Genomic DNA, 12,910 nt, shown 5'->3' with positions numbered 1-12,910 from the left:
TGCTCCTCCGCAGTCACGCCACCTCAATACTAGAAGCTCTCCGGCGATACCGCTATTCCAAAATGATATAGCGACAATCATCCGGCGCTCATCCATCCGCCTCGACAGGCAAGCCGGCGCTCGTGTTCGCCCGGTCGAAGCTCACCGTCTTGACCACAGCGTAGACGCGTCGACCGAGCCGAAGTTCCAGCGTCTGTCGTGATTGCTCCGTGATCCGGGCAAGCACGGTTGCGCCATTGCAGTCTACGCTGATCTCGACCGTCGGCCCCTCGCCCGGCTCTATCGCCACGATCGTGCCCGGCAAGATGTTGAGCGCGCTGAGGCCCGTCGGCTGTTCGGTGGCGATCATCACGTCGCGGGCACGGATGCGGAGGCGGACCGGCGCACCGACCGGCGTTGCCAGAAGCGGCACGCGGATCTCGCCCGCCGCCGAGCCAAGCACGGTCATGCCAAAGACTTCGTCATGGCGCAGCACCGCGGTATTCAACACCGCGCCGCCCTCGCCGCGCTCTTCTGTCGGCAACAGGTCGAGCCGCTGCATGATTGCCCCGGTCGGGCCGCTGGCAGCGACCTTGCCTTGCGCCAGCACAACGACGTCGCTTGCCAGCCGCGCCACCTCCGAGATCGAATGGCTGACATAGACGATCGGGATTTTTGTCTCGTCGCGCAGCCGCTCGATATAGGGCAGAATCTCGGTCTTACGGGCTTCGTCGAGTGAGGCCAGCGGCTCGTCCATCAGCAACAGCCTGGGACTGGCGAGCAGCGCCCGGCCGATCGCCACGCGCTGTTTTTCGCCACCGGAGAGCTTTGCCGGTCGCCGGTCGAGCAAAGGACCGATGCCGAGCAGGTCGACCACGGCGTTCATCTCCGCATAGCGTTCCGCCGTCGGCGTGAACCAGCGACCGTAGCGCAGATTGCTGGCCACGCTCATATGCGGAAACAGCCGCGCGTCCTGGAACACCATGCCGATGCGGCGCTTGTGCTTCGGCACGAACAGGCCGGCATCCGTATCGACCAGCACGCGGCCGTCTGCCTCGATCCGCCCCTTATCGGGCCGGATCAGTCCCGCAATCATGTTGATCAGTGTCGTCTTGCCGGAGCCCGAGGGCCCGAACAGCGCGGTCAGCCGTCCGGCGCTCTCGAAGCGGGCGTCAATCCCGAAATCGCCGAGCCGATGGCTGATATCGACTACCACCGTCATTCGATGTCCATCCGCTTCCCGACGCGACGCGCCAGCACCTCCGACGCGACAAGTGCCGCCATCGAGATGACGATCGAGATCAGCGTAAGCCTGAGCGCGCCGGTATCGCCGCCAGGCACCTGCGTGAACGTGTAGATCGCCGACGGCAGCGTCTGCGTCTCGTTGGGAATATTGGAAACGAAGGTGATCGTCGCGCCGAATTCGCCCATCGCCTTGGCGAACGAAAGAATCGCACCAGCGATCAGGCCAGGCAGGATCAGCGGCAGCGTGATCGTCCCGAACACCCACAGCGGATTGGCGCCAAGCGTCCCGGCCGCCGCCTCGATTCTGCGGTCGACCGCCTCGATCGACAGCCGGATCGCCCGTACCATCAAGGGAAAGCCCATGACAGCGCAGGCCAATGCGGCGCCCGTCCAGCGAAAGGAGAAGACAATGCCGAAATGCTCGGCCAGGAAGGCCCCAGCCGGGCCGCGCCTGCCGAAAGAGAGCAGCAGCAGATAGCCGGTGACCACCGGCGGCAGGATCAGCGGCAGATGCACCAGCCCGTTGAGCAGCGTCTTGCCCCAGAATTGTCCACGGGCGAGCACAAGCGCGATCAATATGCCGGGCGGCAGGCTGGCGATCATCGCCACCGTCGCCACCTTGACCGACAGCCGGACCGCATTCCATTCGTCGGGAGTGAGGTCCAGCAGCCAGTTCATCTTTTGGCGTCGTGCCTCAGTTGCTTGGCGTAAGGACCGTAAAACCCTGTGCCTTGAAAAGCTCGCCTGCCTTGGCGGACTGCAGGCATTTCAGGAATGCCGGCGCATCCTTGTCCTTCGAATCCGCCGTCTGGGCAACCGGGTAGACGATCGGCGGGTGCGAATCCTCCGGGAAGGTGCCGATCACTTGCACGCCGGGCTCGGCGCGCGCGTCGGTGGCGTAGACGATGCCGAGTGCTGCCTCGCCTGATGAAACCAGCTTGAGCGCCGCGCGCACATTCTCGGCTTGTGCCACCTTGCCTTCCACCGAGGACCAAACGCCGAGCGATTCAAGTGCCGCCTTGGCATATTTGCCGGCCGGCACCGCCTTGGAATCACCCATGGCAAGCCTGCCCTCACCGATCAGCCCGGCGAGATCAAAACCCTTTTCGATCTTGGTTTCGACCGCCGAATCCTTCGGCGCCACCAGAACGATCTCGTTGCCGAGCAACTTCACTTCGCTATCCTGCTTGGTCAGCTTCTTGTCGGAGAGATATTTCATCCAGTCGAGGTCGGCCGAGATGAAGACATCGGCCGGCGCGCCACCCTCGATCTGCTTGGCCAATGCGGAGCTTGCCGCATAGGAAATGGTCGCCGCCTCGCCGACATCGGCCTCGCAGGCAGTGTTCACGGCGTCCAGGGCGTTCTTCATGCTTGCCGCGGCGAAGACGATCAGTCTGTCATCCGCGTGGGCCGCCGGCACCGCCGCGATCAACATGGTCGCGAGACCGCCAATGGCGGCCGCCTTCAATCCGAAACCGTCGCGCACCAGCATGAAACTCTCCTGGGTCTGAAAATCCGATCGGCGCAAGCCTGCCAATCGATATATCCGCATGAATATAACAAAGGAAGGCTTTTTGCCAGACTTGACCGGGACAATGGCCCAGCCAATGAGATTATCAGCGGCATTGCGTGTTGCCGCCACCGCCCGCGATAAAGCAGTGGATACAGCGTCACCTTCAGGCATCGGATGTCGTGGTCGGCATCGACGGGCGGACGGCAGCGCCGCAGCCGAGCAATTTCGAGATTGAGTAGGTAGAAGCCGGTGTTTGCGGCTCACACCGCGATCGGCGCCTTGATCGTCGCGTCGGCGAGATAGTTTTCCAGCCGGAAATCCTCGAAGCGGAAGGCAAAGAGGTCTCTCACCTCCGGATTGATCCATAGCGTCGGCAGCGCCTTGGGCGTGCGCCGCAACTGTTCGCGTGCCTGCTCGAAATGGTTCGCGTAAAGATGCGCGTCGCCAAGCGTGTGGACGAAATCGCCGGGCTTCAGCCCCGTCACCTGCGCCACCATCAGCGTCAGCAGCGCATAGGAGGCGATGTTGAACGGCACGCCGAGAAAGATATCGCCGGAACGCTGGTAGAGCTGGCAGGAGAGCTTGCCTTCCGAGACGTAGAACTGGAACAGGCAATGACAGGGCGGCAGCGCCATGGCTTCCACTTCGGCCGGATTCCATGCCGAAACGATCAGCCGTCGGGAATTAGGATTCTTGCGTATCTCCTTCAGAAGATTCGCAATCTGGTCGATGGTGCCGCCATGGCCGTCCGGCCATGAGCGCCATTGTTTGCCGTAGACCGGGCCGAGGTCGCCATTCTCGTCGGCCCATTCGTCCCAGATCGAGACGCCGTGGTCATTGAGGTATTTGATGTTTGTGTCGCCGGCCAGGAACCACAGAAGTTCATGCACGATCGACTTCAGGTGAAGCTTCTTGGTGGTGGTGACCGGAAAGCCGCGCGCGAGGTCGAAACGCATCTGGCAGCCGAACACCGAGCGCGTTCCGGTGCCGGTGCGGTCGCCGCGATCGGCACCATTTTCCAGCACGTGCTTCAAGAGGTCGAGATACTGGCGCATCGGCTTCGGCTCGATTCGGGTTACCGGCCATCATAACCGACTGGCTGCCGGCCGAACATATCAAAGCGCAAAATGTTCCAACAAGCGGCTACACTCTGGGCTGGCGCCGAAATCGCGCCAGCATTCCGCCTGATGCAGGATGATTGTCAAAGGCTGGCGAGCTTGCCCAGGTCCTTGGCGACGAGGTAGTAGAAGGTCACGCGGCTCTTGGTGTTGTCGGCCTCCATCGCCTTGCAGGTCTTTTCGATGGCCGCGTCCGCCTTGCTGCCGTCGGCGATGCCGAGCTTCTTGGCAACCCAGTTGTCCTTGACGCGCTCGAGTTCCTTGGGATCCGTGCAGGACACCAGCGAGGAATCGCGGTTCCTGAGCGCAATGCCCAAATGCTTCACGATCTTGGCGACCGCGTCGGCATCTGCCGCGGCATCGTATTTCTTCACGTCTGCGAGATAGTCGGCCATCAAATTTCCCCTCGTCGGCGCCACGGATCCGGTCGATGAGGGTTGTGGCGCGCTGCCGCAAAATGTGCGCTAGGTCGGTAACTCCTCACCGCCGCAAAGCTTCGGTTGAGACCGTTCACAAGTCAACCCTTGGCGATGCTGTTTGACACAGCGACAAAGCACCGTTGAGGCCTTTCATTTTCCATGATCGATCCCTATATTCGCATCGTCGGCTTGACCGACTATGGCGATAAACAGGCGATGAAATAAGCCGTTCGGACCCGGGGGCGGTACCCGGCGCCTCCACCAAAAACCGCTCTTGTCGAAGAGCGGCTTTTGCTGGGGGCGAAATAGGATCGACGAAGGTGTAAAGATCGTACTTTTGCCCGGCATTGTACCACCGTTATCGGGCTAAACTTATAGTTGCCAACGACAACTATGCGGAAGCACGTCTCGCCGCGTAAGCGGTGCGATAGCTTCAATTCAAGCCCTAGTGGTTCGCACTTCTAGGCGGGGTTCGGAGGTACCTGGCAACAGAAACCTCCACTTCTCCCCCCTTCGATTCCCGCTTCTCCCCTTCGATATTGTCGCGGCAGCAGGCTTGCTGGCCGGATTCTTGCGCCGCGCCAGTTGCCGGTCGCGAAGCTGTCTTGCTGGCAAATGCGGGTGGCTGCATCCATCCAAAGGATTGAAAAATGCAAAACGATTCCGATCGATTCTTCGTGCTGACCGGCGGTCCGGGTTCCGGCAAGACCACGTTGATCGAAGCCTTGCGGTCGGCCGGCCTTGCAACCTCGCCCGAAGCCGGACGCGGCATCATCCGCGACCAGTCGGCGATCGGAGGGCCGGCCCTGCCCTGGCACGATCCGGCGCAGTTCGCCGAACTGATGCTGTCCTGGGAACTGCGCTCCTATCGAGCCGCGCTCGAACAGAACGATCCGGTCTTCTTCGATCGCGGCGCGCCGGACACGCTTGGCTATCTGCGCCTCACTGGCCTGCCGGTTCCCGACCACGTCAGGAACGCCGCCGAGCGCTTCCGCTACGCCAGTCATGTCTTCATCGCACCACCATGGCCGGAGATCTTTCGCCAGGACAACGAGCGGAAGCAGACCCTCGAGGAAGCCGAACGCACCTACCACGCGCTGACCAGTGTCTACACGGAATTGGGCTATAAGCTGGTTCCGTTGCCCTTGGCGCCGGTCGAGGCGCGACTGCGATTCGTCGTCGCCAAGGCAGGCTTGCGACTTGAGCCCCAGACATGAAAAAGGCCGGGACTGACCCAGCCTTTTTCACTCTCTCGCTGGAAGGCATCTACTCCGCCGGCGCTTCGACAACCTCCCGCCTGCGGCCGAGCGTCACCTTGGCCAGCATGAACGAGATCACCGCGCAAAGCGTGATGCCGGCCACCATCGGCAGCGGCGTGCCGTCGAAGAACACGCCGGCGATACCCATGGCGACCGCACCGATGGCGAAGTGCAGCGTGCCCATCAGCGCCGAGGCCGTACCGGCGATCGCGCCATGCTCTTCCATGGCCAGCACCGAAGTCGTCGGGATCACCAGGCCGAGGAACCCGTAGCCGACGAACAGCAGCACCGCCATCACGTCGAGCCGGTCGACGCCGGACGCCATCACCGCGAACAGCACCACCATTGTCGTCGCATAGCCGACCACCGCGACCCGCACCACGGGCCTCAGCCCGAACCGTTCGGACAGGACCCCCGTCAACTGCGACATGCCGATGAAGGCGACCGCGTTGATCGAGAAGAACACGCTGTAGACCGATGGCGACAGCCCGTAATGGCCGATCAGGATGAAGGAGGAACTCGACAGATAGACGAAGAAGCTCGCGATCCCGAAGCCGGCGATAGCCGTCAGGCCAAGGAAGTTGCGGTCGCCCATCAGGAAGCGGTAGGCCGAGAGCGCGGTGCCGAACGAACTGCCTGCACGCGCCTCGAGCGGCCGCGTCTCCTTGAGCGAGGTCGCCAGCAGGATGGTGGCGAGCACCGCCCCACCGGTCACCGTCCAGAACACGGCACGCCAGCCGAAATTCTCGATGATGACGCTACCGGTCAGCGGCGCCAGGATCGGCGACACCGAAAACACCAGCATCAAGAGCGACATCAGCTTGGCAGCGTCGGTGCCTGTGTGCAGGTCACGCACGATGGCGCGCGGCACCGCCATGCCTGCGCTGGCACCGAGCCCTTGCAGGAAACGGAAGGCGATCAGCCATTCGATCGAGGGTGCCAGCGCCGAGCCGATGCCGCCGACCATGAACAGCGCGAGACCGCCATAGAGCGGCAGCTTGCGCCCGACCATGTCGGAGATCGGCCCGACGACGATCTGCCCAAAACCCATGGACAGAAAGAAGATCAGCAAACTCATCTGCACGGCAGCGGTGCTGGCCTGCAGATCCGCGCCGATCGAAGGCAGCGCCGGAAGATACATGTCGATGGCGAACGGACCGATGGCGGTCAACAGGCCGAGCACGACCGCGATGCGGAAGAATTGAGGACTCATGATAGCAGGCTTCTTTCAGATCTGGTTTGCCGCCACCGACCGGCGTAAACCCTAGGACATTCCATCCCGTGAAATTCAGACTCTACTACCGAGTCGAAATCCCTTCGTGTTAAGTCCACAAATTTAGACACTCTTGTCTAATTCGTCAATCACCTCTATATAGTTTTCATGAAGCTCAACGTTTCTCCTGACACGATCCCGCCACGCGGCCATGAGGCCAAGCGCGTCTCCATTATGGACGCTGCGGGCAAGGTGTTCTGCCGCGAGAGCTTCGCCGGCGCCAACATTGACATGATTGCCGCCGAGGCCGGCGTTTCGCGCCAGACGATCTACAACCACCATGGCGACAAGGAGAACCTCTTCGTCGCCATCGTCCGCGACCTCACCGAGCGCTGCAATGCCGGCATCTTCGCCACCATTTCCACCTTTCCGGACCAGCCGAAGGATCTCGAGGCCGATCTGATCGCCTTCGCCGTGCGGATGAACCGCAACTGTGTCTGCAACCGCGATGGAAAATTCCTGCGCAAGCTGATCCAGACCGAGGGCGAGCGCTATCCCGAGCTCTTCGCCGAATGGCGCGAACAGGGACCGGGCCAGACATGGCCGGCGATCGCCGCCCGTTTCGCCCGCCTCGCCCATGCCGGTTTCCTCGACATCGAGGATCCCGATGTCGCGGCACGCCAGTTCCTGGCTCTCGCCAATGCCGAATTGCAGACGACGTTCATGCTCGGCGGCACACCTGATGACGATGAGGTGCTGCAATCGGCGACACATGGCGTGCGCACCTTCCTGCGCGCCTTCGGCAAGCGGCAGTCGGCAGCCGATGCGCAAGAGCACAGCCCCCTCACTGGCGCCTGAGCGATCAAATCTCGGACATTGCCCCCTCGCATCTGCGCGATCGGCTTCTATATCCGGTTTACGCCGCCCTCAAGCTTGATTACAGCTATGCGGACGATTCAACGGAACCCGACAGCCACATGGCCGACGACCACATCCGCTACGACATTCTGGCCCAGGAGGCGTTGCGCGGCGTCATGCGCAAGGTCCTGGCCGAGGTCGCGCGCACCGGCCTCCCCGGCAACCATCATTTCTTCATCACGTTCCTGACCGGCGCCCCGGGCGTGCGCGTGTCTTCCCGCTTGCGCGAGCGCTATCCCGAACAGATGACCATCGTCATCCAGTTCCAGTATTGGGACCTGAAGGTGAGCGACACCGGCTTCGAGGTCGGGCTATCCTTCTCCGACGTACCGGAAAAGCTGGAAATCCCGTTCTCGGCCGTCCGCGGCTTTTACGATCCGTCCGTCAATTTCGAGCTTGAATTCGACGTGAAGACGGAGACCTCGGCAGACGAGGAACCGGCCGGCCAGCCCGCTTCCGAACCGCTGGCCGTCGTCGCCGAGAAAAAGCCTGAGAAAAAGAAGACCGCTGAGGCCGAAAAGAAGCCTGCCGTGACCGACGCCGCCGCCAAGGGCGCCGAAGTGGTGTCGCTCGACGCCTTCCGCAAGAAGTGATCCGACGAGCCGCGCGACATGGCCGATATCGTCAATCTCCGCCAGGCCCGCAAGCAGAAGGCACGAGCGGAGAGGGAGCGCCTGGCCGAACAGAACCGGGCGTCGCACGGCCGTTCCAGGGCTGATCGGGAGCGTGACCGTCTGATCGCCGACAAGGCAGAAAAATTCGTCGCCGGCCATCGCCGCGAACCCTCGAGCGATCCGGATCCCCCGAGCATCGGACCGAAAAGTGCATTGCGGTTTTCGGATAAATCCGATGCTTGAAATGGAATGAGCAGCGTCCGGTGAGCCCGGTCGAGAAGCGCTCGGTGACCATTCGCGGCCATCGCACCAGCTATTCGCTCGAAAAGCCCTTTTTCGACGATCTCGTCGCCATTGCGGCTGCGCGAAAACTGACGCTCGCCGGCCTCGTCGCCGAAATCGACGAGGCCCGGCCGCGCGATGCCAACCTGTCCTCGGCGCTCCGGCTCTACGTCTTGGATTGGGCGAAGCGAGGGACGAAAAGTTCTTTCTAGATCACGATCCCGAACCGAAGGCCCCGCGTCAGCGAAGAGTGGGAGCCTCGGATAAGATCATGGTCAAACAAGCAGATAGAGCCCATCCGTTTCTGTCGGGATGGAACGGCGCATGCTCTAGACCGAGCTATCCGCCGCCCAGCGACTTCAGCAGATTGTCGATCGCCGAAGGTTCAAGCTTTGGCGCGGATTCTGCTGGCGGCGGGCTGTCATTGGCCGGCGGCTGAGGCGCGCGCTCCTGCGCTCGCGCCGCGGCAGCCCTGCGCTCGGCGTCGAGCTTTGCCTTTTCTTCCGAAGCGATCCGCATCGCCTCTTCCGCCCTCTGGCGTTGCTGTTCTTCGGCCTTCGCCGCCTCGTCGGCCGCCTTTCGCGCCGCCTCGGCCTTCGCTTCGGCATCCGCCTTGGCCTTTGCGTCCGCCTCGGCCTTGGCTTTGGCCTCGGCTTCAGCCCTCTCCTGCGCATCCGCCCTGGCCTTCGCCTCGGCTTCGGCCCGAGCCTTTGCCTCTGCTTCGGCCCGAGCCTTTGCCTCGGCTTGAGCCCTTGCCTCGGCTTCTGCCTTCGCCCTGGCATCGGCCTCGGCTTGCAGCCGCGCCGCTTCCTGCTGCTTGCGCAATTCCTCGGCTGCCCTGTCACGCTCGGCTTGCAGGGCCGCGTAGTAACGCACCTCGCGCCGCAGTCGCTGTTTTTCAAGCAGCGCCGCTTGCATGGCCTCGACCCGCAGCTGCTCCTTTTCCAGCGCGCGCTGGGTCAGGAACTGGGCCAGCGGTTCGCTGTCGAATTTCCGTCTCGCGGCGCCGAATGGCCCGCCGACGCTGAAATTCACAGTCGGATCGGAGCCGACCAGCGCTTCGTCGCCGGGCCGATACGTGATCGAACCACTGGCGGCGACCGTGCTGGCGTTCAGGTCCGCCGTGATGTCGGCGGACAGCGCCGCCGCCGGATTTTCGAGCTTGACCGGCGGCGCCCTCAGCGTGCCGCCGGCAATTGTGAAGGCGACGTCGGTATCCCCGGCCGGAAAACTGCCGTCCGCGGCGATCTGCGGCGCGAAACCGGCGGTCTTGGCCGCATCGATATCGCGCCCGATCGCATCGGCCTTGGCGATGAAGGCACCAAAGGCGTCGGGATTGACGCCTGCAATGGTCAGGCCATTCAGCGCTGCCGTGCCGGAACCGGACAGCGCCGCAACCATCGCATCCACCGATTTGCCGCTGGTCGAAAGCGCCGCCGAGAAATCGCCGCTGCCGCTGATGCCGGCCTGCGGCAGCACGGTCGCCAGATCGGCGCCGGCAAGTTTCATCTGGCCGGAGAAAAGCCCGGTGCCGTCATTGTTCTTCAGCTCGAACAACCCGGAAAGCGAGCCCCCGGAGAACTTTGCCTTGAGGTCCGAAACCCGGATGCCTTCCAGGTCGAGCTTCAGCGCCAGCGCCGCGTCATAGACCGTGGCAAGCGGGCCGACGGCCAGCGATGCCGCGGTCAGGTCGAGGTCGGCGGTGAACGGCAGGCTGGACTTCTGGCTGAATGGGGCAGTCGGCCAGGCTCGGCCGGCGCCCAGGAAGGCCTGGTCGCCGAACAGCGTCACCGCCATCGGGTCAAGATCCAGTTCATCGAGCGCCAGCGCGCCGGCAAGGTGCGGCAGCCCGTCCTTGATGTCGACATTGACGTCACCGGAAACCGCCGCCTCGTTGATGGCGCCGCTGAGACCGGACAGCACCAGAAGGCCGCTGCCGAAGTCGGCGTCGGCCGCAAGCCACGTCGACATGCCTGTCCCCATGCTCGGCAGGCCGACGCCTGTCGTCATCAGCCACGGTTCGATGTCGGCGGCTTCCAGGCTAACCTTGCCTTTGGCGGTGGGGCCCTGTGGCGTGCCGGCGACCGTCCCGTCAAAGCTGGCTTTGAAGTCGTCGCCGGCGAGGTCGAAGCTCGTCGCCATGCCGCCGCCAAGCGTGCCTTTGGCCGAGACATCGGTGGTCGCCTCGCCAAGCATGCCGAGCGGCAGCGCCGGCAGACCGTAAAGCGCCAGAAGTGCTGTGGCGTCGGCATTCCTGGCGTTGAAGGTCAGCGCTACCGGCGCCTCGAGAAGCCGATCGGCCACCCCTTTGCCGGACAGCGACGCCGAAAACGCCGAGCCGCCGGCCTTGCCTTGCGCGCTGACCGCGAGCCCTGTCGTGCCATCGCCATTGGCAGCGGCACTCGTCACCAGATCGATGCGCGCATCCTGGAACAGCTCGGGATAGGCCGCCACGCGTGCCGCCAGTCCCTTCAGCACGGCATTGTCGGGATAGTGCTGCGCCGCCACGTCCACCAATGGCTTGAGGTCGACGGCAACCACGGAGGCATCGAGCTTACCGGTCGGGCTCGCCGGGAAATCCTTGATCCGGCCGGTGGCGCTGATCGAGGCGCCGGCAAGCCCACTGAGCGAAAGCCGGTCGATTTCGAGCAGCCCGTCGCGCAATCTCAGCGCCGTGTCGACCGTATCGGCGGTCAGCCCGCCGGCACTGACCGGCCCGGCCTTGATCTGGAAATCGAGATCGCGGTCGGAAAAACGGTTGGCGCCCTTGTCGCTGATGAAGATCGAGGCGAAGGCGGCGAGGCCGTCGACATCGAGCTCGCCCCCTTCGAGCCGCATCAGCACCGACGGTCTGGCGTCGTCGGGCTGGCTGGAATCGATGCGGCCGGAAAATCTCGCCTTGCCGAGAACGAGCTCGAGGTCGCTGAAGGCCTGGCGCTTTTCGCTCAGCTCGACCTCGGCCTTGAAGCCGGCGGCCGGCAACCGGCGGATCGCCTCGTCGACATCCTTCGACAACCAGGCGGCAAAGCCGGAAGGCTGCCCCACGGCCAGAAGCAGCGAACCAGTGAAGCCGAAATGATCCTCGACGCTGAGCATGCCGTTTGCTTCCAGCTTGGTGCGGCCGGGGAGCGTCGCGGCCAGCGACTTCACCGACCAGCCGCCGTCGGCCGGTTCGGCGGAAAGGCGCACATCGCGAACCGTTGTATCGCCGGCCAACACCGCCGGCAGCTTCACCTCGACGGTACCTGGCATGGTCGGCTTGGGCAGATCGTGCAGTGCCTGCTCCAGCGCCGCGACACGCTCGGACAGAGTCAATCCGGTTGCGGCGCCGACAGCTTCATCGAACTGCACCTGCGCGCCATCGGCCTCGATCGAAAAGTGGGGGTTCGGCCCAAGGTCGACAGCAGCCTTGCCGTCGGCGGTGTAGGGATTGTCGAGCGGCCCGGTCTCGAAGCGGAATTCGTCGACGCCAAGCTTCTGGTGGTCGAGCGAGAACTTGCCGTTCAGCCTGAATCCCGGCTCCGGCTTGCTGGCGCTGGCCTTCATCGCCTTACCGTCGATGCCGTTAGGCTGCGCCGAGCCCCTGTCGGCGCCATCCTTGTCGGGACCTGCGACCTTGAACTGGCCCGAATAGGTCGCGGCACCGTTGACGATACCGGCATTGCCGTCGGCCTCGATGACCAGCGGAAAGGCGTCCGGATCGGCCTTGAGCCGAACCCGCATCTGCCCGTCGCCACCGGCCTTGCCGGTGGAAGCGATAACCGTGCTGCGCAGGCCGTCGAGCCGGAGCGAACCATCCATCCGCCAAGGTCCAGCCAGCGATTTGGCGGAGATCGTCGAATTGATCTCGGAAAGGAGATGGCTGCGCCCGCCGGCGGCATGGCGCAACGCAATCTGTCCGTCCGTCACCGTCAGCTTCTCGATCGAGATCTGGCTGGGATCGAAGGGCGAGGACGGGCGTATCGCCCAGTCGACCGTGCCGTCGGCGGCGATGTCGATCGTCGCCTTCGGCCGCACCAGCCGCATGTCGAAGATCAACACCTCGCCGCTCAGGAAGGGCGCCAGTTCGGCATCCATCGAAAAGGTCTCGACGGTCATTGCCGGCTGGCCACCGGGGCCGCCGGCGACAGTGACGTTCGAGAAGGTCACCGAGGGAAACGGCAGCAGTTTCGCCGTCGCGTCGCCCTGAACGGTGACCTTGCGGCCCAGAATGGCGCTCGCCTCACGCTCGAAATCGGCACGGTAGCCCGTCCAGTCGATAAAATACGGCACCACCAGCGCCGCACACAGCACCAGCACGAAAAGGCCACCAAAGATCACGAACAGGCGTGCGAGCATCAGCTCCGGAAC

12 protein-coding genes and 1 other RNA gene are annotated in these 12,910 nt (G+C 63.6%); 6 read left to right on the top strand and 7 right to left on the bottom strand.

Annotated features, from left to right (window positions below; translation table 11 throughout):
• Positions 1 to 88 precede the first annotated feature (88 nt).
• The 5 genes from modC to E5X88_RS10040 all read right to left on the bottom strand — a co-directional run bounded on the left by modC (position 89) and on the right by E5X88_RS10040 (position 4,250).
• On the bottom strand, positions 89 to 1,201 hold the full coding sequence (modC, locus tag E5X88_RS10060; RefSeq protein WP_292160903.1) for a molybdenum ABC transporter ATP-binding protein: 1,113 nt from the start codon (positions 1,199 to 1,201) through the stop codon (positions 89 to 91).
• Positions 1,198 to 1,902: a molybdate ABC transporter permease subunit gene (modB, locus tag E5X88_RS10055; RefSeq protein WP_292160900.1), complete on the bottom strand. Its 705-nt coding sequence runs from the start codon at positions 1,900 to 1,902 to the stop codon at positions 1,198 to 1,200. Before modB ends, modC begins: the two co-directional genes overlap by 4 nt.
• 16 nt (positions 1,903 to 1,918) lie before the next feature.
• The gene (modA, locus tag E5X88_RS10050) at positions 1,919 to 2,716 is read right to left on the bottom strand and encodes a molybdate ABC transporter substrate-binding protein (RefSeq protein ID WP_292160896.1); all 798 of its coding nucleotides are present in this window, start codon (positions 2,714 to 2,716) and stop codon (positions 1,919 to 1,921) included.
• A gap of 281 nt (positions 2,717 to 2,997) precedes the next feature.
• A complete protein-coding gene (locus E5X88_RS10045) occupies positions 2,998 to 3,792 on the bottom strand; it encodes a thymidylate synthase (RefSeq protein WP_292160893.1) in 795 nt (264 codons plus the stop codon).
• A 146-nt stretch (positions 3,793 to 3,938) separates the two neighbouring features.
• Entirely contained in the window at positions 3,939 to 4,250 is a 312-nt protein-coding gene (locus tag E5X88_RS10040) for a DUF2853 family protein (protein ID WP_292160890.1), read from the bottom strand.
• 168 nt (positions 4,251 to 4,418) lie between these two features.
• Here E5X88_RS10040 and ssrA point away from each other — a divergent pair.
• Together ssrA and E5X88_RS10030 are read left to right on the top strand one after the other, a co-directional pair.
• Positions 4,419 to 4,777: a transfer-messenger RNA gene (gene ssrA, locus E5X88_RS10035) on the top strand.
• 147 nt (positions 4,778 to 4,924) lie between these two features.
• Entirely contained in the window at positions 4,925 to 5,491 is a 567-nt protein-coding gene (locus tag E5X88_RS10030) for an AAA family ATPase (protein ID WP_292160888.1), read from the top strand.
• 49 nt (positions 5,492 to 5,540) lie between these two features.
• Here the strand turns inward: E5X88_RS10030 and E5X88_RS10025 are convergent, their stop codons facing one another.
• Positions 5,541 to 6,746 (bottom strand): multidrug effflux MFS transporter, encoded by a 1,206-nt coding sequence (locus E5X88_RS10025; RefSeq protein ID WP_292160885.1) that lies wholly within the window; start codon positions 6,744 to 6,746, stop codon positions 5,541 to 5,543.
• A 168-nt stretch (positions 6,747 to 6,914) separates the two neighbouring features.
• Here E5X88_RS10025 and E5X88_RS10020 point away from each other — a divergent pair, with 168 nt between their 5' ends.
• The 4 genes from E5X88_RS10020 to E5X88_RS10005 all read left to right on the top strand — a co-directional run bounded on the left by E5X88_RS10020 (position 6,915) and on the right by E5X88_RS10005 (position 8,772).
• Positions 6,915 to 7,604: a TetR/AcrR family transcriptional regulator gene (locus E5X88_RS10020; RefSeq protein ID WP_292160882.1), complete on the top strand. Its 690-nt coding sequence runs from the start codon at positions 6,915 to 6,917 to the stop codon at positions 7,602 to 7,604.
• 119 nt (positions 7,605 to 7,723) lie between these two features.
• Positions 7,724 to 8,257 carry an SspB family protein gene (locus E5X88_RS10015; protein WP_292160879.1) on the top strand — a complete coding sequence of 178 codons (534 nt, stop codon included), beginning with the start codon at positions 7,724 to 7,726 and terminating at the stop codon, positions 8,255 to 8,257.
• An 18-nt stretch (positions 8,258 to 8,275) separates the two neighbouring features.
• Positions 8,276 to 8,521 carry a DUF4169 family protein gene (locus E5X88_RS10010; RefSeq protein ID WP_292160876.1) on the top strand — a complete coding sequence of 82 codons (246 nt, stop codon included), beginning with the start codon at positions 8,276 to 8,278 and terminating at the stop codon, positions 8,519 to 8,521.
• A 20-nt stretch (positions 8,522 to 8,541) separates the two neighbouring features.
• Positions 8,542 to 8,772, top strand: a complete 231-nt coding sequence (locus E5X88_RS10005; protein WP_292161043.1) for a ribbon-helix-helix domain-containing protein — start codon at positions 8,542 to 8,544, stop codon at positions 8,770 to 8,772.
• Positions 8,773 to 8,899: 127 nt separating this feature from the next.
• Here E5X88_RS10005 and E5X88_RS10000 read toward each other — a convergent pair whose 3' ends face one another.
• Positions 8,900 to 12,898: an AsmA family protein gene (locus E5X88_RS10000; protein WP_292160874.1), complete on the bottom strand. Its 3,999-nt coding sequence runs from the start codon at positions 12,896 to 12,898 to the stop codon at positions 8,900 to 8,902.
• Positions 12,899 to 12,910: the final 12 nt, after the last annotated feature.

The organism is Mesorhizobium sp. (genome assembly GCF_004962245.1).
Lineage (GTDB): Bacteria > Pseudomonadota > Alphaproteobacteria > Rhizobiales > Rhizobiaceae > Mesorhizobium.
The sequence above is the reverse complement of the archived record's forward strand: the minus strand, read 5'-3'. Positions and strand labels throughout refer to the sequence as shown.

Coding starts and splice junctions, on each gene's coding strand:
- modC (WP_292160903.1), bottom strand. CDS start 1,201: ATGACGGTGGTAGTCGATATCAGCCATCGGCTCGGCGATTTCGGGATT.
- modB (WP_292160900.1), bottom strand. CDS start 1,902: ATGAACTGGCTGCTGGACCTCACTCCCGACGAATGGAATGCGGTCCGG.
- modA (WP_292160896.1), bottom strand. CDS start 2,716: ATGCTGGTGCGCGACGGTTTCGGATTGAAGGCGGCCGCCATTGGCGGT.
- E5X88_RS10045 (WP_292160893.1), bottom strand. CDS start 3,792: ATGCGCCAGTATCTCGACCTCTTGAAGCACGTGCTGGAAAATGGTGCC.
- E5X88_RS10040 (WP_292160890.1), bottom strand. CDS start 4,250: ATGGCCGACTATCTCGCAGACGTGAAGAAATACGATGCCGCGGCAGAT.
- E5X88_RS10030 (WP_292160888.1), top strand. CDS start 4,925: ATGCAAAACGATTCCGATCGATTCTTCGTGCTGACCGGCGGTCCGGGT.
- E5X88_RS10025 (WP_292160885.1), bottom strand. CDS start 6,746: ATGAGTCCTCAATTCTTCCGCATCGCGGTCGTGCTCGGCCTGTTGACC.
- E5X88_RS10020 (WP_292160882.1), top strand. CDS start 6,915: ATGAAGCTCAACGTTTCTCCTGACACGATCCCGCCACGCGGCCATGAG.
- E5X88_RS10015 (WP_292160879.1), top strand. CDS start 7,724: ATGGCCGACGACCACATCCGCTACGACATTCTGGCCCAGGAGGCGTTG.
- E5X88_RS10010 (WP_292160876.1), top strand. CDS start 8,276: ATGGCCGATATCGTCAATCTCCGCCAGGCCCGCAAGCAGAAGGCACGA.
- E5X88_RS10000 (WP_292160874.1), bottom strand. CDS start 12,898: ATGCTCGCACGCCTGTTCGTGATCTTTGGTGGCCTTTTCGTGCTGGTG.